Annotated in this window: 24 protein-coding genes and 2 tRNA genes; 17 read left to right on the top strand and 9 right to left on the bottom strand. The window is 69.0% G+C overall.

What is annotated here, in order from left to right:
- Positions 1-114 precede the first annotated feature (114 nt).
- Both AB0D12_RS19920 and AB0D12_RS19915 read left to right on the top strand, forming a co-directional pair.
- Complete coding sequence (locus AB0D12_RS19920; protein ID WP_362684253.1) at positions 115-1665, top strand: PP2C family protein-serine/threonine phosphatase; 1551 nt, start codon at positions 115-117, stop codon at positions 1663-1665.
- 89 nt (positions 1666-1754) lie between these two features.
- A complete protein-coding gene (locus AB0D12_RS19915; protein ID WP_362684250.1) occupies positions 1755-3239 on the top strand; it encodes an aminopeptidase P family protein in 1485 nt (494 codons plus the stop codon).
- Positions 3240-3271: 32 nt separating this feature from the next.
- Here the strand turns inward: AB0D12_RS19915 and AB0D12_RS19910 are convergent, their stop codons facing one another.
- Positions 3272-3730: an ATP-binding protein gene (locus tag AB0D12_RS19910; protein WP_362684247.1), complete on the bottom strand. Its 459-nt coding sequence runs from the start codon at positions 3728-3730 to the stop codon at positions 3272-3274.
- A 192-nt stretch (positions 3731-3922) separates the two neighbouring features.
- On the opposite strand from AB0D12_RS19910, the gene AB0D12_RS19905 reads away from it, so the two are divergent.
- The 9 genes from AB0D12_RS19905 to AB0D12_RS19865 all read left to right on the top strand — a co-directional run bounded on the left by AB0D12_RS19905 (position 3923) and on the right by AB0D12_RS19865 (position 13580).
- Positions 3923-4714, top strand: a complete 792-nt coding sequence (locus AB0D12_RS19905) for a hypothetical protein (RefSeq protein WP_362684244.1) — start codon at positions 3923-3925, stop codon at positions 4712-4714.
- 93 nt (positions 4715-4807) lie between these two features.
- The gene (locus AB0D12_RS19900; RefSeq protein WP_362684241.1) at positions 4808-5545 is read left to right on the top strand and encodes a YcnI family protein; all 738 of its coding nucleotides are present in this window, start codon (positions 4808-4810) and stop codon (positions 5543-5545) included.
- A 44-nt stretch (positions 5546-5589) separates the two neighbouring features.
- Complete coding sequence (locus tag AB0D12_RS19895) at positions 5590-6243, top strand: SCO family protein (protein ID WP_362684238.1); 654 nt, start codon at positions 5590-5592, stop codon at positions 6241-6243.
- Entirely contained in the window at positions 6240-6689 is a 450-nt protein-coding gene (locus AB0D12_RS19890) for a copper chaperone PCu(A)C (protein ID WP_362684235.1), read from the top strand. Before AB0D12_RS19895 ends, AB0D12_RS19890 begins: the two co-directional genes overlap by 4 nt.
- 22 nt (positions 6690-6711) lie before the next feature.
- The gene (locus AB0D12_RS19885; RefSeq protein WP_362684232.1) at positions 6712-8691 is read left to right on the top strand and encodes a copper resistance protein CopC; all 1980 of its coding nucleotides are present in this window, start codon (positions 6712-6714) and stop codon (positions 8689-8691) included.
- Positions 8692-8698: 7 nt separating this feature from the next.
- Positions 8699-9949, top strand: coding sequence for an iron uptake transporter deferrochelatase/peroxidase subunit (efeB, locus tag AB0D12_RS19880; protein WP_362684229.1), 1251 nt, complete (start codon positions 8699-8701; stop codon positions 9947-9949).
- Positions 9950-9992: 43 nt separating this feature from the next.
- Positions 9993-10928: a prephenate dehydratase gene (gene pheA, locus AB0D12_RS19875; protein ID WP_362684226.1), complete on the top strand. Its 936-nt coding sequence runs from the start codon at positions 9993-9995 to the stop codon at positions 10926-10928.
- A 568-nt stretch (positions 10929-11496) separates the two neighbouring features.
- The gene (gene serS / locus AB0D12_RS19870) at positions 11497-12774 is read left to right on the top strand and encodes a serine--tRNA ligase (RefSeq protein WP_362684223.1); all 1278 of its coding nucleotides are present in this window, start codon (positions 11497-11499) and stop codon (positions 12772-12774) included.
- Positions 12771-13580 (top strand): HAD family hydrolase, encoded by an 810-nt coding sequence (locus AB0D12_RS19865; RefSeq protein ID WP_362684220.1) that lies wholly within the window; start codon positions 12771-12773, stop codon positions 13578-13580. The genes serS and AB0D12_RS19865 overlap by 4 nt, the downstream gene beginning before the upstream one ends.
- Before the next feature lie 2 nt (positions 13581-13582).
- Here AB0D12_RS19865 and AB0D12_RS19860 read toward each other — a convergent pair.
- From AB0D12_RS19860 to AB0D12_RS19830, 7 genes are all read right to left on the bottom strand, one after another.
- Positions 13583-13674 (bottom strand) — tRNA-Ser (locus AB0D12_RS19860).
- Between the two features lie 93 nt (positions 13675-13767).
- A tRNA-Ser gene (locus AB0D12_RS19855) sits at positions 13768-13855 on the bottom strand.
- Positions 13856-14101: 246 nt separating this feature from the next.
- A complete protein-coding gene (locus AB0D12_RS19850) occupies positions 14102-14764 on the bottom strand; it encodes a rhomboid-like protein (protein WP_362684654.1) in 663 nt (220 codons plus the stop codon).
- 305 nt (positions 14765-15069) lie between these two features.
- Complete coding sequence (locus AB0D12_RS19845; protein WP_362684217.1) at positions 15070-15789, bottom strand: ABC transporter permease; 720 nt, start codon at positions 15787-15789, stop codon at positions 15070-15072.
- 17 nt (positions 15790-15806) lie between these two features.
- Positions 15807-16718 (bottom strand): ABC transporter ATP-binding protein, encoded by a 912-nt coding sequence (locus tag AB0D12_RS19840; RefSeq protein ID WP_327324706.1) that lies wholly within the window; start codon positions 16716-16718, stop codon positions 15807-15809.
- Positions 16715-17620, bottom strand: coding sequence for an ABC transporter permease (locus AB0D12_RS19835; RefSeq protein ID WP_362684214.1), 906 nt, complete (start codon positions 17618-17620; stop codon positions 16715-16717). The genes AB0D12_RS19840 and AB0D12_RS19835 overlap by 4 nt, the downstream gene beginning before the upstream one ends.
- Positions 17617-18603 (bottom strand): ABC transporter ATP-binding protein, encoded by a 987-nt coding sequence (locus tag AB0D12_RS19830; protein WP_362684651.1) that lies wholly within the window; start codon positions 18601-18603, stop codon positions 17617-17619. The genes AB0D12_RS19835 and AB0D12_RS19830 overlap by 4 nt, the downstream gene beginning before the upstream one ends.
- Before the next feature lie 263 nt (positions 18604-18866).
- On the opposite strand from AB0D12_RS19830, the gene AB0D12_RS19825 reads away from it, so the two are divergent.
- The 6 genes from AB0D12_RS19825 (at position 18867) to AB0D12_RS19800 (ending at position 24240) form a co-directional block, all read left to right on the top strand.
- Complete coding sequence (locus AB0D12_RS19825) at positions 18867-19715, top strand: M24 family metallopeptidase (RefSeq protein ID WP_362684211.1); 849 nt, start codon at positions 18867-18869, stop codon at positions 19713-19715.
- Positions 19712-19837, top strand: coding sequence for a hypothetical protein (locus AB0D12_RS19820; RefSeq protein WP_362684208.1), 126 nt, complete (start codon positions 19712-19714; stop codon positions 19835-19837). Before AB0D12_RS19825 ends, AB0D12_RS19820 begins: the two co-directional genes overlap by 4 nt.
- Positions 19834-21618 (top strand): SDR family oxidoreductase, encoded by a 1785-nt coding sequence (locus AB0D12_RS19815; protein ID WP_362684205.1) that lies wholly within the window; start codon positions 19834-19836, stop codon positions 21616-21618. The genes AB0D12_RS19820 and AB0D12_RS19815 overlap by 4 nt, the downstream gene beginning before the upstream one ends.
- Positions 21615-22532 (top strand): metal-dependent hydrolase, encoded by a 918-nt coding sequence (locus AB0D12_RS19810; RefSeq protein ID WP_362684202.1) that lies wholly within the window; start codon positions 21615-21617, stop codon positions 22530-22532. The genes AB0D12_RS19815 and AB0D12_RS19810 overlap by 4 nt, the downstream gene beginning before the upstream one ends.
- Before the next feature lie 25 nt (positions 22533-22557).
- Positions 22558-23511 (top strand): MerR family transcriptional regulator, encoded by a 954-nt coding sequence (locus AB0D12_RS19805; protein ID WP_362684199.1) that lies wholly within the window; start codon positions 22558-22560, stop codon positions 23509-23511.
- A 144-nt stretch (positions 23512-23655) separates the two neighbouring features.
- Complete coding sequence (locus AB0D12_RS19800; protein WP_362684196.1) at positions 23656-24240, top strand: RNA 2'-phosphotransferase; 585 nt, start codon at positions 23656-23658, stop codon at positions 24238-24240.
- Positions 24241-24279: 39 nt separating this feature from the next.
- Here the strand turns inward: AB0D12_RS19800 and AB0D12_RS19795 are convergent, their stop codons facing one another.
- On the bottom strand, positions 24280-25179 hold the full coding sequence (locus tag AB0D12_RS19795) for an LLM class flavin-dependent oxidoreductase (RefSeq protein ID WP_362684193.1): 900 nt from the start codon (positions 25177-25179) through the stop codon (positions 24280-24282).
- Positions 25180-25188: the final 9 nt, after the last annotated feature.

Here is a 25188-nt window from a genome sequence, read left to right as displayed (position 1 = left end):
ACGCTTGGAATGACGCTCTGCCGAACGACCTCAGTCGACCCCAGTAGACCGCCATCGGGTGCATTTTTCAGCCAAGTTAGCGGTCTCGTAGACACCACCAATCCCACTGGTGCAATGCTGGACATCCCCTTACTTGTGCGTGTACATGTGGATGCATTGATAGCGGCGCAGAATGACATGGGGGTTTGCGATGCTATTGAGCGAAACGCACCAGTCGGAAAGCCGGCTGCCATGAGCGCCCCTCACCTGCCGAAAGTGGCTGGAATCGATTCAGCGGTTCCCGCGCCCACGCACACTGCCCCGCCGCTGCCCGCGGGCCCGGCGGCACCGGCCGCTCCCGGAGCGGTGATTCAGGACCGGCTGGCCGGCTGGGTCTCCGATCTGACCACGCTCCACGAACTGACCGAGCGCCTGGCCAGGACCGGTTCGCTCGACGACGCCCTCCATGAACTGCTGCGCGCGGGGGCCGCCCTGGTCGGCGCCCCCCGCGGCATGATCGTCCTCGAACCGTCGCACGCCACCTCACGGGCCGAATGCTTCGAGCCGGACAGCGGCCCCGCCCTCACCAAGGGGCTCGGGCTCACCCATGCCGAGCTCGGCCATATCGAGACAGTGCCGCGCGGCGCCACCGCATACGGCCGGATCCTGGACGGCAGACTCCCGGACGGGCAACCAGGGCCCACCGGGCCGCCGGAGGCCGTCGCCAACGCCGACCTCCTCGGCGACGAGACGCTCGACCCCCGGCACCGCGAGGTCGCCGTCCGCCTCGGGTATGCCGCCAGCTACACCGTGCCGCTCGCCTCCCGGGCGGCCGGGACACTCGGCGCGGCCGTCTGGATGTACGACGAGCCGGCCGCCCCGGTGGAGCGCCAGTGTCATCTCGTCGGCCTCTACATGCGGTACGCCACCGAGCATCTGGACCGTCTCCTCGAGCTGGAGCACGCCCGCGCCACAGTGGCGACCGTTGCCGAGGAACTGCTGCCCAGCCGACTGCCCCGGGTGCCCGGCGTCCAGCTCGCCGCCCGGCACCGCACAGGACCGCGCGGCGGCGGCGACTGGTACGACGCGCTGCCGCTGCCCGAGGGCGCGCTGGGGCTCGCCGTCGGATCGGTCAGCGGCTCGGGACCGAGCGCGCTGGCGGCGATGGGACGGCTGCGCGCCTCCCTGCGCGCGTACGCCGTGATGGAGGGCGAGGATCCCGTCGCCGTGCTCTCCGATCTGGAACTGCTGCTGCGGCTGACCGAACCCGCGCGCACCGCCACCGCGCTCTTCGCCTACGCCGAACCGGCCCGGGGAAAGATCGTGCTGGCCGGGGCCGGGCACACCCCGCCGCTGATGGTCGGCGAGCGGCGCACCGAGTTCGTCGAGACATCCCTGTCGGCGCCGCTGGGAATGCTCGCCTGCTGGGAGGCGCCGAGCGTGGAACTCGCGCCCGAGCCTGGAGAAACGGTGCTGCTGTATACGGACGGGCTGCTGCGGCACACCGGAGATCCCATGGACCGGGCCTTCGCGCGGCTGCACGCAGCGGCCGTGAGCGTGCCCAAGGCAGCCCGCGACGATCCGGCGGCGATCGCCGATCACGTGCTGCGCACGGTGTTGCCCAAGGGGCTCAACGAGGCCGAGGCCGGTGAGGACGTGGTACTGCTCGCCGCCCGTTTTGACTGATTTCCCACACGTTTTCCACAGGGCTCAGGGCCGTCTTCCCGTCGCACATACGATGGAAGGCGGTCCAGTGTCGTATCGAGGAGGCAGACGTGGCCGAGGAGCTCACCCCGGCGGAATCCGATCTTGCTGCTGACGCAGCAGGCCCGGAAGAAGAAGAGCAGCCGATCAAGCAGCGCAAGAACGGCCTGTACCCGGGCGTGTCCGACGAGCTCGCGGAGAACATGACGACCGGCTGGGCCGATACCGAGCTGCGCGATCTGGAGCCCATCGCGCAGGCCTCGCACACGGCCGCCCGCCGTGCCGCGCTCTCGGCGCGCTTCCCCGGCGAGCGCCTGGTGATCCCCGCGGGCAATCTGAAGGCCCGCTCCAATGACACGGAGTACGCCTTCCGCGCCTCCACGGAGTACGCCTACCTCACCGGCGACCAGTCCGAGGACGGCGTCCTGGTGCTCGAGCCGACCGCCGACGGGCACCGGGCGACCATCTGTCTGCTGCCCCGCTCCAACCGCGAGAACGGCGAGTTCTGGCTGTCCGGCCAGGGCGAGCTCTGGGTCGGCCGCCGCCACTCCCTCAGCGAGGCCGAGCAGCTGCTGGGCATCCCCGCCAAGGATGTGCGCGAGCTGCCCGAGCAGCTGCGCCAGGCGACCGGCGCGGTCCGCTGCGTACGCGGGCATGACGCGGGCATCGAGGCGGCGCTGACCGACAAGGTCACCGCGGAGCGCGACGAGGAGCTGCGCGTCTATCTCTCCGAGGCGCGTGCCGTGAAGGACGAGTTCGAGATCGGCGAGCTGCAGAAGGCGTGCGACTCCACCGCGCGCGGATTCGAGGACGTCGTCAAGGTCCTGGACAAGGCCGAGGCGACCAGCGAGCGCTACATCGAGGGCACCTTTTTCCTGCGCGCCCGCGTCGAGGGCAACGACATCGGTTACGGGTCGATCTGCGCGGCGGGCCCGCACGCCACCACCCTGCACTGGGTGCGCAACGACGGCCCGGTCCGCTCCGGCGAGCTGCTGCTGCTGGACGCCGGCGTGGAGACCCACACCCTCTACACCGCCGACATCACGCGCACCCTGCCGATCAACGGCCGCTTCAACGAGCTGCAGCGCAAGATCTACGACGCGGTGTACGAGTCTCAGGAGGCGGGCATCGCGGCGGTGAAGCCGGGCGCCAAGTACCGCGACTTCCACGACGCCTCGCAGCGCGTGCTCGCTGAGAAGCTCGTTGAGTGGGGTCTGGTCGAGGGCCCGGTGGAGCGTGTCCTCGAACTGGGTCTGCAGCGCCGCTGGACGCTGCACGGCACCGGCCACATGCTCGGCATGGACGTCCACGACTGCGCCGCCGCGCGCACCGAGGCATACGTCGACGGGACGCTGGAGCCCGGCATGTGCCTCACGGTGGAGCCCGGTCTCTACTTCCAGGCGGACGATCTGACGGTGCCGGAGGAGTACCGCGGCATCGGCGTCCGGATCGAGGACGACATCCTGGTCACCGAGGACGGCAACCGGAACCTGTCGGCGGCGCTGCCGCGGCAGGCCGACGAGGTCGAGGCCTGGATGGCCTCGCTCAAGGGCTGACCGGACGACGGATACGGCGGAGGGCGCGCGGCTCAGGACACCTTGAGAAGCGCGTCCTCCCGCCACTTCAGGATCTTGTCGAAGCTGACCACCGCGCCCCGGCCCGGCCGGTTGCGAAAGTGGACATGGTCGGCGAGCTGCTCGATCAGACAGAGCCCGCGGCCGCTCTCCGCGGTCGGCGAGGCTGGCATGGCGTACGCGCACTGCCCGCCGTGCCGCATCGGAAAGCCCGGCCCCGAATCGGCCACTTCGATACGGCACGTCTCGCCGTCCAGATATGCGGTCACCCGGTACGCCGCCGAGGCTTCGCCGGCCGCCCGGTCACCGCCGTGCTCGACGGCATTCGCGCAGGCTTCGCTCAGCGCGACCGAGAGATCGTACGAAATATCAGGATCAACCCCCGCGGTCTCCATCGTGCCGAGCAGCAGCCGACGGGCGAGCGGAACGCTCGCAGCTTCGCGCCTCAAGTGGAGGGACCACCAGATGCTCATGCTCCAGCCTCCTGGCTGCGCCTCGACATACCGATACGTATTGCCGCAAGACGCGGCCCGTAAGCACACAGTTGACGTGATTCCGCTCATTCGGCGGATGCGCCCCCCGAGCGCGCCGGTGTATGTCGGAAAAGGGGATCTTCCGGACCTGCCGTGTGGGCCGTCCCACCGCAGTGCGATGATGGCCCGGCCATGTCGTCCATCCCCGTTGCACGCGCCGGAGCCGGTCTACGGCTGCTGAGGGCCGCGGTGTTCACCGCGGTCTGTGTTGTGCTGTCCGCGACGGGACATGCGCTGGCCGCCTGTGCGGCCGTCCCCTGGTGGACGCTGGCGTTCGGCTTCCTCGCCGTGTTCGCGCTGGTCGCGCCGTTCGCCGGACGGGCGCGCTCACTGCCGTCCATCGCCGTCGCGCTGACCGTCGGACAGCTCGCTCTGCACACTCTGCTCGGCCTCGGGCAGCAGCAGCATCAGCTGCGGCTGGCGCCGACGGCCGACGACGCGCTGATCAGGATGGCCGCAAAGCTGGTGTGCGGCGCGGGCGCCTCGTCCCTGAGCCACACCGACGCGCAGCGGATCGTCACCAACGCGGGCATCGCTCCGGCGGGGCACAGCACCCACGTTCATATGGCGCAGACCGCCGCCGCATCGCCCGAGTTGCTGCCGACCCTCCCCATGATCCTGGGGCATCTGCTGGCCGCGCTCGCCACCGGCTGGCTGCTGCGGCGCGGGGATCTGGCGCTGCTCCGGCTGATCAGGCTCTCTGCCGACTCGGCGCATGAGGTGGCTCAGGCGGCGTGGCTGCGTTCGCTGCGTGCCGCGCTCGTTCTCGTACGGGCGCTGCGTGCCGGTCTCCAGGGGGCGCCCGCGGTGGATCCGCGCGCTCCTCGGCCGTCCTCCGGTCCGCCGCCGCCACCGGCCGGTGAGGCGCTTCAGCACACGGTGATCAGGCGCGGGCCCCCCGCCCGCCTCGCTCTCGCAGCCTGACGCGGCCCACTCGACGGGAGTGGTGTCGCGGTGCCCGCGCACCCGTATGCGCCGGCACTCACTCGCCTCTCCTGACCCGGAGTGTGTTCTGCCATGAACGTTTCCCGTATCGCGCTCGCGACCGGCGTCGCCGCCTCCTCCGTACTGCTGCTCTCCGGCACCGCCTTCGCGCACGTCACCGTGCAGCCGCAGGGCGAGGCCGCCAAGGGCGGCTACGCGACGGTCAACATCAAGGTCCCCAACGAGCGCGACAACGCCTCGACCGTGAAGCTCGAGGTCAACCTCCCCACCGAGCACCCGCTGTCGTCCGTGATGCCGCAGCCTGTGCCCGGCTGGAAGGTCGAGGTCACCAAGTCCAAGCTGGCCAAGCCGCTCCAGGTGCACGGCAAGCAGATCACCGAGGCGGTCTCCAAGGTCACCTGGACGGCGGACGGCTCCAAGATCGGGCCCGGCCAGTTCCAGCAGTTCCCGCTCTCTCTCGGCAAGCTTCCCGAGGACGCCGACCAGTTGGTGTTCAAGGCCCTCCAGACGTACGACAACAAGGAAGTCGTGCGCTGGATCGAGGAGGCGAAGGAGGGCGCCGCGGAGCCCGAGTCGCCCGCGCCCGTCCTGAAGCTGTCGGCCGCCACCGGGGACGAGCACGGCGGCGGCGCGAAGGGCGCGTCCGCGAAGGACGGCAAGAACGCCGGTCATGACGAGGACACGAAGTCCGAGGAGGCGTCGGACAGCAGCAGTGACGCCACGGCCCGCATCCTGGGCATCGTCGGCATTCTCGTCGGTGTCGCGGGTGTTGCCTTCGGCGTCCTGGCCGGACGCCGCCGCACGTCCTGATGCGCCGCCCGACGCTTCGTACATCACATTTGGGATATCTCTCCATGCGTAAGAAGACTGTGCTCGCGGCCACGCTCGTCGTGGCCGCCGGGCTCACGCTGTCCGCCTGCGGGGGCGGAGACGACTCGGCCAAGAGCCCCGTCGCCGATGTCTCCGCCAAGGCGAACCGGCCCGCGACCCTGCTCGACCAGCCCTACACCAAGCCGAACCTCGTCCTGACGGACACCCACGGCAAGAAGTACGACCTGCGCGAGCAGACCAAGGGCAAGCCGACGCTGATCTACTTCGGCTACACGCACTGCCCCGACGTCTGCCCGCTGACGATGAGCAACATCGCCATCGCCAGGAAGAAGCTCCCCAAGGCCGACCAGGACAAGCTCCAGGTCGTCTTTGTCACCACCGACCCGGAGCGGGACACCGCGGCCGAGCTCGCCAAGTGGCTGCCGAGCGCAGGCGATCCGTCGTTCACCGGTCTCACCGGCGACTTCCCGACCATCCAGGCGGGCGCACGCCAGATCGGCATCGGCATCGACCCGCCGAAGAAGGAGAAGGACGGCACGGTCGTCTCCATGCACGGCGCGCAGGTCATCGCGTTCTCCCCGAAGACCGACGCGGGCTACGTCCTGTACAGCCAGGACACCACGGCGGACGACTACGCCAAGGACCTGCCGAAGATCATCCGTGGAGAGAACCCGTGAGCCGCCGTTCGACCCTCGTCGGCGTCATGGCCCTGAGCGCGGGGCTGGCGCTGGCGGGCTGCTCGTCCGACGGCGAGCCCGAGTTGAAGGTCAATGGTGCCTTCATGCCACAGCCCGTCGGCGACGACATGGCAGCCGGGTTTCTGACGGTCCACAACAGCGGGGGCACGGCCGACAAGCTCACCTCCGTCACCAGCGACCTCTCCGACGACATCACGATCCATGAGTCCAAGGACCAGAGGATGCAGGAGGTGAAAACCTTCGATGTACCGGCGGACGGCGAACTCAATCTCGAACGCGGTGGAAACCACATCATGTTCATGAAGCTCAAGCAGAAGCCGAAGCAGGGCGAGAAGGTCACCTTGGAGCTGCGCTTCGAGAAGTCCGGCGCGATCAAGGTCGAACTTCCCGTGAAGGAACCCACCTACAGCCCGAAGAAGCACTGAGCACCGAGGGACTGATCACGCCATGACAGCCACTGCCCCGCGCTTCGGCCCTTCACCGGTCCGGCTGCTGCTCGCCGCGACCGTGCTCCTCGGCACGCTCATCGGCGCACTCCTGGCCGGCGCGAACCCCGCGTCGGCCCACGCCGCACTGACCGGGAGCAACCCGAAGGACGGGGCGGTGGTCGCCACGGCCCCGGGCGACGTCACGCTCACCTTCTCCGAGCAGGTCGCCATGGGCGACGACTCGATCCGGGTCCTCGAACCCAGCGGCAAACGCGCCGACAAGGCCAAGGTCCGCGACCTCGGCACCGGCGGCAAGGTCATGTACGGCGTCGATCTGCCGCCCGGACTGCCCAACGGCACGTACACCGTGGCCTGGAAGGCCGTCTCCGCCGACAGCCATCCGGTCTCCGGAGCCTTCACCTTCTCCATCGGAGCGCCTTCCAGGACCACCGCCGCCGTGCCCGACCAGAAGGCCGGCGGAGGTGTGGTCGGGGTCCTCTACGACATCGCGCGCTACGCCTCGTACGCCGGTTTCGTTCTGCTCACCGGCGGCGCGGCCTTCGTCCTCCTCTGCTGGCGGCGCGGCGCTTCCGTAAGGCCGCTGCAGCGTCTGGTCGTCCAGGGATGGGTGACGCTCACCGCGGCCACCCTTGCGCTGCTCCTGCTGCGCAACCCCTACACCGGCTCCGGAAAACTGGCGGACACCTTCGACCTCGGCGGGCTGCGGGACGTCCTTCAGACCAAGACCGGGGCCGCGCTCAGCTCCCGGCTGATGCTGCTCGGGGCCGCCGCGCTGTTCATCGCCGTGCTCTTCGGGGCGTATGCGAAGCGGGAGGACGAGACCGAAAAGAAGGATCTGACCTTCGGTCTTGCCGTCGGCGGCACGGTCGTCGCAGCCGGGATCGCCGGGACCTGGGCGCTGTCGGAGCATGCATCGACCGGTATCCAGCCGGGGCTCGCGATGCCCGTGGACGTACTGCATCTGCTGGCCGTCGCGACCTGGCTCGGCGGGCTCGCGGCGCTGCTGACCGCGCTCTACCGGGCGCCGTCGATCGAGCGCGCGGCGGTACGGAGCTTCTCGAAGGTCGCGTTCGGCAGCGTCATGGTGCTCGCCGCGACCGGGATCTATCAGTCCTGGCGGCAGGTCGGCTCGTGGTCGGCACTGACCGGGACGACGTACGGACAGCTGCTGCTGGCCAAGGTGGCGCTGGTTGTTGTCATGGTCGCCGTGGCGTGGATCTCGCGGCGGTGGACGGCGCAGCTCAGTGAGACGCGGGCGGCCGAAGCTCGGACAGACGAGGCCGAGCCGGAGCCGGTGACCGTCCCCGAGAACACGGACGCCGAGGAAGCGGAGGACTCGCAGGTCTCGGAGCTCTCGCAGGTCTCGGAGCTCTCGCGGGTCTCGGAGGTCTCCGCCGACCCGGAGCGGGCGGCTCAACTCGCCCGCCAGAAGGCCGCGGTGGCGACGGCGGAGAAGAAGCGGAACCGGGACGCCGATCCCGAGCGCTCCGGACTGCGCCGTTCCGTGCTGGCCGAGGCAGGCATCGCGGTGATCCTGCTGGCCGTGACGACCGTGCTGACGAGCACCGAACCGGGCCGTACGGAGGAAGAGGCGGCCAGGGCCGGCAGCACTCAGGCGGCCGCCACCGTGCCCCAGGGGCCGACCGAGATCAAGATGCCCTTCGACACCGGCGGCGGGAGCGGCAAGGGCACGGTACGGCTCACCTTCGATCCGGCCACCTCGGGCGCCAACGAGATGCACGTCTGGGTCGACCGGCCGGACGGAAAGCCGCTGGACGTGCCCGAGGTGAAGGTCGCCTTCACGCTCAAGGCCAAGCAGATCGGTCCGCTGCCGATCACCCCCGACCGCATCGCTGCCGGACACTGGAGCGCGGCCGCGGTCCAGATCCCGATGCCCGGCGACTGGCAGGTCCAGGTGACCGTACGGACCTCCGACATCGACCAGACGACCATCGACAAGAACATCAAGATCGGCTGACGTACCCGTGAGTGACCCTGTGCGCGAAAACGACATCTCCAGGCGGCGGCTGCTCGGCACCGTGGGCGCCGGCGCCACCGGTCTTGCGCTGGGCGCTGCGGGCGGCGCCGCCGCGTACGCCGGCGCGGCCGGCGAAGCCCCGGCCGCGCTGACCACCGTCGGCGCGACCGGCATCGCCTTCCACGGCGAGCACCAGGCGGGCATCACCACGCCCCTGCAGGCGTGCGGCCATCTGATCGCCTTCGACCTGGCGCCGGGCGCGGGCCGCAAGGAGGCGGCCGCGCTGATGCGCCGCTGGTCCGCGCTCGCGAGCGAACTGATGGCGGGCAGGGCGGCCGGCGACGGCGACACAGGTGTCGCGCTGGACGCCGGGCCCTCTTCGCTGACCGTCACGTTCGGCTTCGGCCGCACCTTCTTCGACCGTACGGCGCTGGTGGCACAGCGGCCGCCGGAGCTGGATCCGCTGCCCGCCTTCTCCTCCGACCAACTGGACGCCAAGCGGTCCAACGGCGATCTGTGGGTGCAGATCGGCGCGGACGACGCGCTGGTCGCCTTCCACGCACTGCGCGCGATCCAGAAGGCGGCCGGGGACGCGGCCCGGGTGCGCTGGCAGATGAACGGCTTCAACCGCTCGCCGGGCGCCACCGGAAAGCCGATGACCGCACGCAATCTGATGGGCCAGCTCGACGGAACGGCCAATCCGAAACCGGCCGAGGCCGACTTCGACAAGCGGATCTTCGTGCCGTCCGAGATGTCGGGGACGAAGTACGACTGGCTGGCAGGAGGCTCGTACGCCGTCGTACGACGCATCCGGATGCTGCTCGACGGCTGGGAGCGGCTCTCGCTGAAGAAGCAGGAGCTGGTCATCGGCCGGCGCAAGTCCGACGGCGCCCCGCTTACCGGCGGAACCGAGATCACCGAGCTCGCGCTGGACAAGACGGGGCCCGACGGGAAGCTGGTCATTCCGGACAACGCCCACGCCCGGATCTCGGCTCCGGAGCAGAACGGCGGTGCGGCCATGCTGCGTCGGCCGTTCTCCTTCCACGACGGGATCGGCGCGGACGGAACGCCGGACGCGGGGCTGCTCTTTGTCTGCTGGCAGGCCGATCCGCTGCGAGGCTTCGTACCGGTGCAGCGCAAGCTCGACCGGGGCGACGCGCTGTCGGCGTTCATCCGGCACGAGGCGAGCGGGCTGTTTGCGGTGCCTGGCGGGGCACGGACCGGCGAGTACGTGGGCCAGCGGCTTCTGGAGTCGTAAGGATCGCGGGCCCTTCGGATCTCGGGCCCATTAGGGTGACGGTATGTCGGCCACGCGCTTCACGTATCTCGGTCCCGAGGGCACCTTCACCGAAGCCGCCCTGCGCACGCTTCCCGAAGCAGCCACCCGCGAGCTCGTCCCGATGCTGTCCGTGCCCGCGGCGCTGGATGCCGTACGGAACGGGGATGCCGCGGCCGCCCTCGTACCGATCGAAAACTCCGTGGAGGGCGGCGTCACCGCGACCCTCGACGAGCTGGCCTCCGGACAGCCGCTGATGATCTACCGCGAGGTGCTGCTGCCGATCGCCTTCGCGCTGCTGGCGCGGCCGGGCACCAAGCTCTCCGAGGTGAAGACGGTGACCGGCCATCCGGTCGCCCAGCCGCAGGTGCGCAACTGGCTGCGGGCGAATCTGCCGGACGCGCTGTGGGAGTCGGCCGCGTCGAACGCGGACGGGGCGCGGCTGGTGCAGGAGGGGCGGTACGACGCGGCCTTCGCGGGCGAGTTCGCGGCCGCGACGTACGGACTCGAGCCGCTGGTCAGCGAGATCCATGACGCGGAGAACGCGGAGACGCGTTTCGTGCTGGTGGGCCGGCCCGCCAGGCCCGCGGCGCCGACCGGCGCGGACAAGACCTCGGTGGTCATCTGGCTGGGCGACGACCACCCGGGTGCACTGCTGGAGCTGCTCCAGGAATTCGCGGTGCGCGGGGTCAACCTGATGCTGATCCAGTCCCGGCCGACCGGAGCGGGCATCGGGAACTACTGCTTTGCCGTGGATGCCGAGGGCCATATCTCGGACCGGCGGGTGGGCGAGGCGCTGATGGGGCTGAAGCGGATCTGCCCGAAGGTACGGTTCCTCGGTTCGTATCCGCGGGCGGGTGTTGCGGTGGAGGACGTACGGGCGCTGCGCGCGGGGACGTCGGACGCCGAGTTCACGGCCGCGTCGGACTGGCTGGCGCGCTGCCAGGACGGCCGGGCCTGAACGGTCGGTGCTGAGGGATCGGAGCAGCCGGTCCTACCTGCACATTTTCGTTGTCCACAGAAGTTATCCACAGGCATGCTTCTCGACCTGGGGACAAGTCGACAACAGAGGGCGACATGGTCGACATATCGGCTCACTCACCCCACTTCCCTCCACAGAACGGCAGGTTGCGCCGTGTCACCTCAATTCCATTGATCAACCCTTTGGAGCGAGGAATTCCCACCCGAATGAGTGTGTGGGGTGGGTTTGGGTGAGGAATCCTTCGACCCACGCAGGGCTTTCGGAACGATCTCTTCCGTAGTCCACAGATCCCCCACACAGGCTGTGGATAACTTTACGAAGGCCCGCGCCCCTGTGGACAAGGGATGTCCAAATCCCGGACAGGGCAAGGGGAGCAGGTCAATGCGGGCGCCCACCGGGTGCCCCATTTCAGCGAATAGCGTCCTGTTTATTGACGCTTACGCCGGTGATTTACCCGCACCTTTCTAAATTCCGGCAATTCGGGCAAAGTGGCACGCAAGGCTATATCGAGTGAGGTGGCGCGAGTCCGCACCGGTAGCCTGGTGGGGTGATTGACCTTCGCCTGCTTCGTGAGGACCCCGACCGTGTTCGCGCCTCCCAGCGCGCCCGTGGAGAGGACGTCGACCTCGTCGACGCCCTGCTCTCTGCCGATGAGCGGCGCAGGTCGTCCGGCCTTCGCTTCGACGAGCTGCGCTCCGAGCAGAAGTCGCTCGGCAAGCTCATCCCCAAGGCCACTCCGGACGAGCGCGCCGAGCTGCTGAAGAGGGCCGAGCAGCTGAAGGCCGACGTGAAGGCGGCCGACGCCGCACAGAACGAAGCCGACGAAGAGACCAGGCGGCTGCTGCTCCAGCTCGGGAACATCGTCCACGAGGACGTCCCGGTCGGCGGCGAGGAGGACTTCGTCGTCCTCGAGACGCACGGCACGATCCGCGACTTCGGCGCCGAGGGCTTCTCGCCCAAGGACCACCTTGAGCTCGGCGAGGCGCTCGGCGCCATCGATGTCGAGCGCGGCGCGAAGGTGTCGGGCTCGCGCTTCTACTACCTGACGGGCGTCGGCGCGCTGCTTGAGCTCGCGCTGGTCAACGCCGCGATCGCGCAGGCCACCGAGGCCGGCTTCATCCCGATGCTGACCCCGGCGCTGGTCCGCCCGCGCGCCATGGAGGGCACGGGTTTCCTCGGCCAGGCTTCGGAGAACGTGTACCACCTGGAGAAGGACGACTACTACCTGGTCGGCACCTCCGAGGTCCCGCTCGCCGCGTACCACATGGACGAGATCATCGAGGCCGACAAGCTGCCGCTGCGGTACGCGGGCTTCTCGCCGTGCTTCCGCCGCGAGGCCGGCACGTACGGCAAGGACACCCGGGGCATCTTCCGGGTGCACCAGTTCGACAAGGTCGAGATGTTCTCGTACGTCGCTCCCGAGGACGCGGAAGCCGAGCACAAGCGTCTGCTGGACTGGGAGAAGCAGTGGCTGACCGGCCTCGAGCTGCCCTTCCAGGTGATCGATGTGGCCACCGGCGACCTGGGTGCCTCGGCCTCGCGCAAGTACGACTGCGAGGCGTGGATCCCGACCCAGGGCAAGTACCGCGAGCTGACCTCCGCGTCGAACTGCGACAGTTTCCAGGCCCGACGGCTTTCGGTCCGGATGCGTGACGGCAAGAAGGTGCAGCCGCTGGCGACGCTGAACGGCACGCTCTGCGCCGTACCGCGCACGATCGTGGCGATCCTGGAGAACCACCAGCTGGCCGACGGTTCGGTGCGGGTGCCCGAGGTGCTCCGTCCGTACCTGGGGGGACGAGAGATCCTGGAGCCGATCTCCAAGTGAGCCCTGCCCCCTTTCCGTACAAGCTTGTCGCGACCGATCTCGACGGCACGCTGCTGCGTGGCGACGACACGGTCTCGGAGCGCACGCGCGACGCGCTCGCCGCGGCCACCGCGGCGGGCGCCGCGCACATCATCGTCACCGGGCGGGCTGTGCCGTGGACCCGGCACATCCTCGACGACCTGGGGTACGACGGCCTCGCGGTCTGCGGCCAGGGCGGGCAGGTGTACCACGCGGGTGAGCACCGGCTGCTGACCTCGGTGACGCTGGACCGGCAGCTGGCCGGACTCGCGCTCTCCAAGATCGAGGCGGAAGTCGGGCCGCTCGCGGTGGCCGCCAGCCGCGACGGGCTCGACGGCGAGGTGCTGGTCGGTCCTGGCTATCGGGTGCAGGAAGGCCCGCTGCCGGTGGTGGCGTTCGAGGACCCGGCCGAGCTGTGGTCCGCGCCGCTGAACAAGGTGTTCCTCCAGCATCCGGAGCTCGGTGACGACGCGCTGGCACAGGCTTCCAGAGCGACGGTCGGCAACCTGGTGGATGTGGTGGTGGCGGGGCCCGGCGTCGTCGAGATACTGCCGCTGGGGCTGAGCAAGGCGACGGGCCTCTCGCTGGCGGCGCGGCGGCTGGGGCTGCGGGCCTCGGAGACGATCGCGTTCGGTGATATGCCGAACGACATCCCGATGTTCGGCTGGGCCTCGCACGGTGTGGCGATGGCCAACGCGCACGACGAACTGAAGGCCGTGGCGCACGAGATCACGGCGTCGAACGAGCACGACGGCATCGCGGTGGTGCTGGAGCACTTGCTCGGCTGAGGCGGAAGAGGTGGGGGTCGAACCCACACGGGCATTCACATGCCCCAACACTTTTCGAGAGTGCGGCCGGCGCCTGCTGTCGGCTGGCTCTTCCCGTGGGTACTGCGTGACTGCCGGACCGGGCGACTGCCGGACCGCGCGACTGCCGGACCGCGTGACTGCGTGACTGCGTGACTGCGTGACTGCGCGGAGGATGCGCGGATCGAACGCGCGCGGGGTTCACGGCCCCGACGACGGCTTAGCAAGCCGCTGCCTTACCACTCGGCCAATCCTCCGGGAGGGGGCGGCCCGCGCGGATGCGCGCTCGAAGCGGCCGCCCCCGGACAGTGCCCCCGGGCGGCTCGGCGGAGTGGTCGGTGGCTACTCCGCTGCCTGCCCGGGGCTGCCCTGACGGGAGCTCGACGGACTCGCACTCGTACTCTCGGTCATCGCCGCGCTCCTCTCCCGGTAGGTGACGCCGGCCGCACTGGCGTGCTCCGGCTCAACTACTGTGCCCCGGACAGCGGTTCGATGCCACCGAATTACGGTCCGGACGTACGGCTCGGTCCGTCCTTGCCGTCGCACGTCAGCGGCCGGCAGACCAGGCCGATGGCGAGGGCGATCACATGGCCGAGGTCGGTGTAGGTGCCGACGGTGGCGAGCGGCAGACCGAAGAAGGCGAGCGCACCGGCGAGATAGAACCAGCGCCAGGGCCGCGGAATGCGGTAGGTGAGGATGCCGACCGACGCGGCGAGCCCGTAACTCACCCCGATGTCCACCACATGCGCCATCCGCCGCGGCACCTCGTGGTTCTCGATGCTCATCTTGACGACCTTCTGGCTGATGAGGGTGGCGCAGATATGCGCGGTGGCCACGGTGAACAGCCAGCGCAGAGTGCCGAGCCAGCGCTCGACCGGCGCGTGAAAGACCTCGAAGAGAACCGCGTAGAGGAGCAAGGAAGAGGGGTTCTCGATCCAGAACGAGCTGGTCAGGAGGGACTGGAGGGGATGGGCGGCCAGTTCATGGATATTGCTGCTGGTGCGGTGGAGCAGGAAACGCTCAAGTCCCTCGGTGGAGAAGGCGATGACGACGCTGGTCATGGCAATGATCAGCAGCCAGATGTGGGTGCCGGGTGAGGAACGGATCCAGCTCCGTACCGGCCGGGAAGGTTCGCCCCGGCCGGTACGGTCTGTCGCTGCGGTCACCCCTCGATCATCGCGCGTACGTCTCGTCGGCGAGCCGTACGACATTGACTGCCGTAGGGAGGCGTAGTCCTGGCGCCGGCCACCGGCCTCCTCGGCGTCGAGGAGGTACGTGCGGACGCAGCGGGCGATGTCGCTGTCGCGAAGCAGCATCGCGACATTGAGCACCGTGCGGCGGGTGTAGAGCCCGAGGTGCGCGCGGCCGCCACGCACAGTGGACAACGAACCGATAAACGCACAGTTACGCAGATATGCGTCAACCCCCGCCCAGCGGACGGGGGTTGACTTACAAACGCGATGCTCTACGGTCACTCCTCGCCGGCGAGCTTCAGCACCCGCAGCTTCTGCCCCGCATACCAGGTCGCCACCACCGTGACCCCCACCAGCAGTGCAACCGCCAGCGGCAGGCCCACGTCCGAGCCGATCAGGCCCTCGCCGCCGATCTTCTCGGCGAGCGACAGGGACCACTGCTGCACACTCAGCGTGCGCGCGCCCGGGACCAGGCTGCCCAACAGCGTCTCCCAGACCAGCGCGTAGACGAGCCCTATGACCACCGCGTGCCGGCTGACCGTCCCGAGCAGCAGGAACAGCGCGCTGTAGGCGATCGAGGCGACCAGCGCCGCCACCGTGTACGCCACCGCGACCTGCTGGCCATTGCCGTTGAGGATGAACCCCGCGACAAAGGTGGGGACCGCCGAGAATGCCATTGTGATCGCGATCGCGACGATCAGCTTGGTGAAGACGATCGTCGACCGCTTCACCGGCTTGGCCAGCAGGTAGACGATCGAGCCGTCGTCGATCTCGGGCCCGATCGCCCCGGTGCCCGCGATCACCCCGATCAGCGGCACCATCGTCGCGATGGCGAACCCGCCCAGGACATCGGCGGCGACCTGGTCGTCCAGGCCGTTGAAGCTGCGTACCGCCGCCGCGATGAGCAGCAGCAGACCGGGCAGTACGAACAGAATCGCTGCCCGCCGCTTGCCGAGCACGGCCCGATAGGTGAGCCGGGCGACTGTGGGGTTGTACATGGACGTCACAGCTCCTTTCAGGCCGCTACGAGGTAGGAGAAGACCGACTCGAGGGACTCGTCCGACGGCGAGACCGTGAGCAGCCGGATGGAGTGCTCGCGGGCGACCCGCGGCAGCAGTTGGGTGAACCGACCGAAGTCGACGGCCTGGATGCGCAGCGCACCCTCGGTCAGGTCGACCTCGATGCCGGCCGTCGACGGGTCGGCGATCAGGGCCGCGGCGAGCGCCCGGTCGTCGCTGGACCGTACGAGATAGCGGTGCGGCCGGTCCGTCATCAGGCGGCGGATCTTGCGGAAGTCGCCGGACGCAGCATGCCGTCCGGCCACGATCACCTCGATATGGGAGGCGAGTTGCTCGACCTCCTCCAGGATGTGGGAGGAGAAGAGCACGGTGCGGCCCTCCGCTCCCATCCGCCGCAGCAGGTCCATCAGCTGCATGCGCTGGCGCGGGTCCATGCCGTTGAAGGGCTCGTCAAGGAGGAGTACGGACGGCTCGTGGACGAGGGCCGAGGCCATCTTCACGCGCTGCCGCATGCCCTTGCTGTACGTCGCGATCTTGCGGTCCTGCGCGTACTCCATCTCCACGGTGGCCAGCGCGCGTTGGGCCTCCTTCCTGCCCAGTCCGTGCAATTCGGCGTTGGCGACGACGAATTCGCGGCCGGTGAGGAAGTCGTACATCGCCTCCCGCTCCGGTACGACGCCGATCTGCCGGTAGACGGACTCGTTGCGCCAGATCGTCCGACCGTCGAGCGTGACGCTTCCCGTGGACGGGTTGAGGAAACCACCCATCATGTTGATGAGCGTGGACTTGCCCGCGCCGTTGGGACCGAGCAGACCCGTGACGCCGGGGCCGATCGTCATGGTCACGTCGTTGACGGCCACGACATTGCCGAACCACCGCGAGGTGTGCTCGATGTTGATGGTGGTCACAGCCCGACCTTCCGGTAGCGGCGCATCAGGACGGCGTACGAGCCGAAGACGAGCGCGAGGACGACGAGCAGATAGACCATGCCCGCGCCGGCTTCCGGCCCCGCCTTGCCGGGGAAGGCGGAAGTGGCGCCGAGGAAGGCAGTCTGTACGCCGTCGATGAGCGTGACCGGCGAGAAGAGGCCGAACCACTTGATCACATCGGGCGAGCCGGTCTCCCAGGCGATGGCCTGGACAGTGGAGACGGCGCCGTACGTGATGGTCAGCGTGGCGATCACGGCGGCGACGCCGAAGCCGCGGCGCGGCGTGAGCGCGGCCATCACCAGGCCGAGGCCGCCGAAGAGGACGGAGAGAAGCGCGACGGAAAGCATCCCCTGCGCGAATCCCTTCGTCTGGTCCACGAAGTCCATCTTGGCGAGCAGCGAGCCGATGTAGAGGATGACCAGCGGTGCCGCCGTGAGTACGAAGAGGGCCGAGGCCATTGCCCCGTACTTGGCGAGGACGTAGTCGATGCGCTCGATCGGGCGCGAGAAGTACAGCGGCACGGTCTTGAAGCGCAGATCACGGGAGACGGACTGCGGTGCCTGCGCGGCCAGGAAGAGGCCGATGACCGCCTGGGTGACGATCGCGTAGCGCGTGTAGTCGAGAGGAAGGTCCTTGAGTTTGGTGGCGACCGCGACCGCGACGATGATCGCCGCGGGCAGGCACATCACCGCGAAAAGAATCATCGGCAGCACCTTGGACTTGGCCGAGCGCCCAAGTCCGTAAGCCCCGCGCAGGGACTGCGAGTAGAGGGAGCGGCGTGCGTACGCGCGGCCGAGCCGCGGCCCGTCGTAGTTCCGGTAGCCGATGTTGTGGATCCGGGTGGTCTCGGCCCCGGTCACGATGTTGGTCTCGGTGCTCATCGAACCTGCACCTCCTGCTCCTGGGCGCCCTGCGCGCCCTGATCACTCTGTGCCTCGGGGCGGAAGACCTCCGCGATGTGGTGGCGGCGCTGTTCCATCCGTACGAGACCGAGGCCGAGCCCGGCGACGGTGTCGCGCACCACGTCGTACGTCTCCTCCCCCGTCGCCTCGAGGAGCAGGATGTGGCCCGCGCCGGGCAGACCGTCCTCCACGCGCGCGTGGAGCGTGATTCCGGCGGCGGCGAGCGCCTCACGGAGCACCGCGGTGCCGTCGGGATGCGTGTCCGTGTCGGTGACCTCGACCGCGAGGGTCGTGGTGATCTGGGTGAAGTCGCTGGTGGAACTGGAGCGCAGCAGCGAGCCGCCGTCGATGACGACAACGTGGTCACAGGTGCGCTCAAGCTCGCCGAGGAGATGCGAGGTGACCAGGACCGAGATGCCGAAGTCGGTGTGGACGCGGCGGATCAGGCCCAGCATCTCGTCGCGGCCGACCGGGTCGAGACCGTTGGTCGGCTCGTCCAGGAGGACCAGCTTCGGGTCGTGGACCAGGGCCTGCGCGAGCTTGACGCGCTGCTTCATACCGGTCGAGTAGCCACCGATGGGGCGGTACCGCTCCTCGTACAGACCGACATGGCGCAGGGTGTCTGCGGTGCGCTCGCGGGCGGCCGTGGGCGGCAGCCCGGACATGCGCGCCATGTGGACGACGAACTCGGTGGCCGAGACATCGGGCGGCAGGCAGTCGTGCTCGGGCATGTACCCCACCTGCTCGCGGATGGCGCCGCCGCTGGTGGCGACGTCGAGTCCGAGCACCGCGGCCCGGCCTTCCGTAGCGGGGGACAGACCCAGCAGGATCTTGATCAACGTGGACTTGCCGGCTCCGTTGGCGCCCACCAGGCCGGTCACACCGGGTCCGATGTCCAAGGAGAGCCGGTCAAGAGCGGTCACCCTGGGGAACCGCTTGCTCAGGCTTTCGGTCGCGATCACAGTCACATTTCGAAGGTAGTGGCGCGCGACACATCGGGCGTCAGACCTGGCGGCTGGATCGGTGTCCGACTCGAGAGGTACGGACCCGTAGGGGCCTACGACGAAAGTGGACAGCCCGTCTCGGGGCCCATGACCTTCGGACGGGTTTTCCACAGACGGGTTTTCCACAGGCTGACGCACGACCCTTGACGCAGCCGCCGAGCATTGTCACATTCATCAGTGTCAAGTTACGGACACGTACCGCACTCGGGACGGACGGTGGCATGGCCTCAGCAGTGGCAAGCGAACTGACCGCGGAACTGCGGGGGTTCAAGGAAGTGCAGCGCCTCGCGTACGCATGCGCGGAGGCGGTCGCGGCGCAGCTCAAGCCCGGCGTGACGGAGCGCCGGGCGGCGCGGATGCAGCGTGAGTGGCTCCGTGAGCGGGGTGTGCGCGACTGGTTCCACCTGCCCTTCGCCTGGTTCGGGGACCGTACGGCCTTCGTCAACTTCCGGATACCGCTCCAGTTCTTCCCGACCAACCGGGTGCTCGAGGCGGGCATGCCCTTCATCCTCGACATGGCCCCGGTCCACAAGGGCTACACCGCGGACATCGGATACTCCGGCTGCCTCGGCCCGAGCCCCGTGCACAACAAACTACTCGCCGATCTGGAGGCGCACCGCGAGCTGATCCTGCGCGAGGTGCGGGTGCGGCGTTCGCTGCGCGAGATCTACGAGGACGTGGACCGGCTGATGGTCCGGCAGGGGTACGCCAACCGGCACCGCGCGTATCCCTTCGGAGTCATCGCCCACAAGATCGACCGGGTGAAGGAGCGCCGCATCTCGCCGCATCTCTTCGGGTTCGGCACACAGTCGCTGAAGGGGCTTGCCGTCGATGCGGTGCGCGGTCACCGGGACGGCTGGTCACCGCTGTGGAGCCCGTACAGGTTCTCCGACCACCCGCCCCGACCGGGGCTGTGGGCTGTCGAGCCGCACCTCGGATTCAGGGGTACGGGCGCGAAGTTCGAGGAGATCCTGGTGATCACCGACTCCAAGGACCCGCAGCAGAGCGCGTTCTGGCTGGACGACGATCTGCCGCATGTGCGGCGCTGGGCGGAGGAGAGGACCGCGTGAGCGACGCACAGGGGGCCGCCGGGCCGCAGAAGACCACGATGGCCATGGTCGCCGCGAGAGCCGCGATCGCCGGGCCTCTGCGCCGAGCGGGCGGAAATGCGAACGTCAAGGAGGAAGCGTGAGTCTCAAGGGGGCGCGGGAGCGCTGGGTCCGTACGGGCGGAATCGAGCTGTGCGTCGCCGAGCTGGGGGACGCCTCGCAGCCGACCGTGCTGCTGGTGCACGGCTATCCGGACAGCAAGGAGGTGTGGTCTCAGGTCGCGGAGCGGCTGGTGGACCGCTACCGGCTGCATGTAGTGCTGTACGACGTCCGGGGGCACGGCCGCTCGACAGCTCCGGCCCCGCTGCGCGGCGGCTTCACGCTGGAGAAGCTGACGGACGACTTTCTGGCAGTCGCGGACGCGGTGAGTCCGGACAAGCCGGTGCATCTGGTCGGACACGACTGGGGTTCTGTGCAGTCCTGGGAGTTCGTCACGGTCAAGCGCACCGAAGGCCGTATCGCCTCCTTCACCTCGATGTCAGGACCGTCCCTGGACCACTTCGGGCACTGGATCAAGAAGCGGATGAGCCGGCCCACACCCCGCAGGATCGGCCAGTTGCTCGGACAGGGTGCCAAGTCCTGGTACGTGTACATGCTGCATACGCCGGTGCTGCCGGAGCTCGCCTGGCGCGGCCCGCTGGGCAAGCTGTGGCCGAAGATCCTGCAGCGGGTGGAGAAGGTGCCCGGCGGCGACTACCCGACGGCCTCGCTGCCGCAGGACGCGGCGCACGGCGCCTGGCTCTACCGCGACAACGTCCGTACCCGGCTGCGCCGCCCGCGCTCCGACGCGTACGCACACACACCCGTTCAGTTGATCACGCCGACCGGCGATATGTTCCTGTCCGAGCGGCTCTACGACGAACTGGGCGAATGGGCCCCGCAGTTGACGCGTCGCTCGCTGCCGGCGAAGCACTGGGTACCCCGCACCCGGCCCGATCAGCTCTCGGCCTGGATCAGTGAGTTCGTCACGGCCAACGAGGACAGCGCGGCCGGAGTGGCCGGAGTGGCCGCGCTGGACACCGTAGCCCGGGGTCCGTACGCCGAGCGGTTCGCCGGGCAGCTCGTCCTGGTGACGGGTGCGGCCAGCGGCATCGGGCGGGCCACGGCCTTCGCGTTCGCCGAGGCGGGGGCGCGGATCGTGGCCGTGGACCGGGACGCGGAGGGCGCGGCCAGGACCGCGGAGATGTCGCGGCTGATCGGCTCCCCCCAGACCTGGGGCGAAACGGTGGACGTCAGCGACGAGCAGGCGATGGAGAAGCTCGCCGAGAGGGTCGCCACCGAGTACGGCGTCGTGGACGTCCTGGTCAACAACGCCGGCATAGGTCTCTCGGGCTCCTTCCTCCAGACCAGCGCCGAGGACTGGAAGAAGGTCCTCGACGTCAATCTGTGGGGCGTCATCCACGGCTGCCGGCTTTTCGGCAGGCAGATGGCCGAGCGCGGCCAGGGCGGCCATATCGTCAACACCGCGTCCGCTGCCGCCTATCTGCCTTCGAAGACCCTGCCCGCATACAGCACCTCCAAGGCCGCGGTGCTCATGCTCAGCGAGTGTCTGCGGGCGGAACTGGCCGGACAGGGGATCGGGGTCTCGGCGATCTGTCCCGGCTTCGTCAACACCAACATCACGTCCACGGCGCGCTTCGCGGGCGTCGACGCGGCTGAGGAGAAGCGGCGCCAGAAGAAGACCGCCCGGCTGTACGGGCTGCGCAACTACCCGCCGGAGAAGGTCGCCGACGCGATCCTTCGCGCTGTCGTGAAGAACCAGGCGGTGGTGCCGGTGACGCCCGAGGCCCGTGGAGCCCTGTTCATATCCCGCTTCACGCCCAGGACGCTGCGTGCGATCGCCCGATTGGAGCCGCCGCTGTGAGCACCGAGGAGCACACCGGCCACTACGCCATCGCGCCGCGCCGGGTCTCGTTCGACTGGGACGGGACGCCGCTGCACTGGATACCGGACGAGCCCACCGCCACGCATGTCATCAATGTGCTGCATCTTCTGCTGCCGTCCGGCGAGCGGTGGTTCGTCAAGGTCTTCAAGGAAGCGCTGCCCCTGGTCGACGACCCGGAGCTGCTGAAAGACGTCAAAGGCTTCATGGGCCAGGAGGCCACGCACAGCGTGCAGCATGCGTATGTGCTGGACCACCTGGCCGCGCAGCGGCTCGACACTGAGGCATTCACCAAGTACGTCGACCTCCTCTTCGAGAAACTCCTCGGCGAGAAGCCGCCGTTCGGGGCGCCGGTACCGACCCAGGAGTGGCTGCGCTTCCGCCTGTCGGTCATCGCCGCGATCGAGCAGTTCACGGCGGTCCTGGGCAACTGGGTGCTGCACGCCGAAGGGCTCGACCGGGCGAACGCCGACAAGATCATGCTCGATCTGCTGCGCTGGCACGGCGCGGAGGAGGTCGAGCACCGGGCAGTCGCCTTCGAGATGTACCAGCACTGCGGTGGCGAGGGACTGCCACGCCATGCCCGCCGCATCGAGGGCATGGCCGTCACCGCGCCCGTGCTGGCCTGGCTCTGGGTGTGGGGCACCGCCTACCTGATCCGGCACGACCCCCAGCTCGCCGGCCGGCTGCGTTACTCCCTGCGCGAGCACAACCGCGCGGTCGGCAAAGGACTGCTGCCCACGTGGCGCGAGCTGGGCGCGGCCATACCTCGATACTTCCGGCGGTCGTACCATCCCTCGCAGGAGGGCTCGCTGCGCAAGGCCGTCGACTATCTCGCGACCTCGCCCGCGGCCCGTGCCGCGGCGGGAGCGGTGGGCCGCGCCGCCTTGTCGTAGGCGGCCTGTCATCGAGGGAGCGGACTTGTCCGAGCAGTCAGTCGCCCAGTCGGCCGCCGAGTACCGGATCGAGGACCTGGCGCACCACAGTGGCGCCACCGTCCGTACGATCCGCGCCTACCAGGACCGCGGGCTGCTGCCGAAACCGCAGCGGCGCGGGCGGGCCAATGTGTACGGGTCCGCCCATCTCGCCCGGCTGCGGCAGATCGCCGATCTGCTCGACCGCGGCTACACCCTGGCCTCGATCAAGGAGCTGCTCGAGGCCTGGGACGCCGGGCGCGGGCTCGGCGGGGTGCTGGGTCTGGTCGCCGAGGTGCAGGGACCGTGGACGGACGAGGAGGCGGCCCGGATCTCCCGCGCGGAGCTGGACGGCAAGTTCGGCGGGAAGCCGGACGAGGCTGCCGTCGCGGAAGCGGTGGACCTGGGGGTGCTGGAGCGCATCCCCGGCCGTGACGACGAATTCCTGGTGCCGAGCCCCCAGGAGCTGGCGGTCGCCGCAGAGTTGTATGCCGCCGGGGTGCCGCTCCCGGCAATCTCCGGTCATCTGCGGGAACTTCGCGGGCAGGTCGAGCACATCGCCTCCCGTTTCCTGGAGTTCACCACCGAGCATGTCTTCGCCCGCTATCTGGGGCATCGGCCGCCGACCGACGCGGATGCGGCTGAGGCGGCGTCCCTGGTCCGGCGGCTGCGCCCACTCGCACAACAGGCGATCGATGCCGAACTGGCTCGGGCCATGCGGACGTTCGCCACCCGCCATCTTCAGCAGCACCTGAGTGCGGAAGGACCGCGGCAGGTGGAGAGTGAGTTCCGTCCTGTGACGTTGCCGCCGGAGACAATTCGCTCGGTCCAGGCCCTGGTTGGCAAGGAGAACGCGGCCGCCTTCATCACCGCAGCGACCGAACGGGAGCTTCATGCCAGGACCTTGGACGCCCTCATCTCAACCGAAGGCGATTCCCGTCAACTTGACCAAAGCCCTTAAATGACCCATGAGTTGTCCACAGAATCGCCAATTCCCCTGTGGATAACTACAGTTGGCTGTGGATCAAACCTGTGGAGCGACATTTTCGATGTGGAGCGATATTTTCAGTGGCGCTGTCGGCAAGCGGACGGGCACGCTGACGGGATGAACGCAAGACCCGAACGACCTGATGGGCCCGATGAGCCCGATGAGCGACGCACCGTGAAGGTGTCGAAGTACCTCTCGAAGCATCTGCGCCACCAGCCGGAGCGGATCGGCATCGTCCTCGACGAGAACGGCTGGGTGGCCGTCGACGAGCTGATGCGGGCGGCGGCCGAGCACGGCTTCCGGATCACCCGCGCCGAGCTCGACCATGTCGTCGCCGTCAACGACAAGCAGCGGTTCACGATCGACGGCACCCGCATCCGCGCCAACCAGGGCCACTCCGTCGAGGTCGACCTGGACCTGCCTCCGGCCGAGCCGCCCGCGTATCTCTATCACGGCACCGTCGCCCGCAGCCTGGACGCGATCCGCGCCGGGGGACTGCGCGCCATGAACCGCCACCATGTCCATCTCTCGCCCGACCGCGAGACCGCGACCCGCGTCGGCGCCCGCCGCGGCCGCCCCGTCGTCCTCTCCGTGCATGCCGGCGCGATGTATGAAGCGGGCCACCTTTTCCACGTCAGCGCCAACGGCGTCTGGCTCACCGCTGCCGTACCGCCGGAGTTTCTGCGCTTCCCAGACCGCTAGATCCTCTGCGGGGCCCTCCTGCGGAGGCCCTCCTGCGGGTCAGCGACTCAGCTGGGCAAGCCCCTCCGTGGCGATCTGCTCGAAGACCGCCTGGTCCGCTGCGAAGTCCGAGTCCGGGATCGGGGCGTGGATCACGAGCTCCGTGAAGCCGAGCTCGAAGTGCTTGCCCGCGAAGTCCACAAAGGCGTCGAGGGACTCCAGCGGCCGGCCGGCCTCCGGCGTGAAGCCGGTGAGAAGGATCTTGTCCAGCTCGGCCACGTCACGGCCGATGTCCGCGCACGCCTTGCCAAGCTTGTCGATCTGCCCGCGGATGGCCTCGACGGACTGCTCGGGCGTACCCGTCTCGAAGAGCTTCGGGTCACCTGTGGTCACCCACGCCTGCCCGTGCTTCGCCGCGAGCTTCAGTCCGCGCGGCCCGGTGGCGGCGACCGCGAAGGGCAGCCGGGGCCGCTGGACGCAGCCGGGAATGTTGCGGGCCTCCACCGCCGAGTAGAAGGTCCCGTCGTACGTCACGGAGCTCTCGGTCAGCAGCCGGTCGAGCAGCGGCACGAACTCCCCGAACCGGTCGGCACGTTCGCGCGGCGTCCATGCCTCCTGGCCCAGCGCCGTGGCGTCGAAGCCATTGCCGCCCGCGCCGATGCCGAGCGTGATCCGCCCGCCGGAGATGTCGTCCAGCGAGATCAGGTCCTTGGCAAGGGTCACCGGGTGGCGGAAGTTCGGTGAGGTGACCAGCGTGCCGAGGCGCAGCCGCTCGGTGGCGGCGGCCGCGGCGGTCAGCGTCGGGACCGCGCCGTACCAGGGGCCGTCACGGAAGGTACGCCACGACAGGTGGTCGTAGGTGTACGCGGTGTGAAAACCGAGCTGCTCGGCTCGGAGCCACTCGTCGCGGCCACCTTCGTGCCAACGGCGGACGGGGAGGATCACGGTACTCAAACGCATGCCTTCGAG

The sequence above is a fragment of the Streptomyces sp. NPDC048479 genome (genome assembly GCF_040651435.1).
Taxonomy (GTDB): Bacteria; Actinomycetota; Actinomycetes; order Streptomycetales; family Streptomycetaceae; genus Streptomyces.
This window is presented reverse-complemented; position numbering and strand designations above follow the sequence as displayed.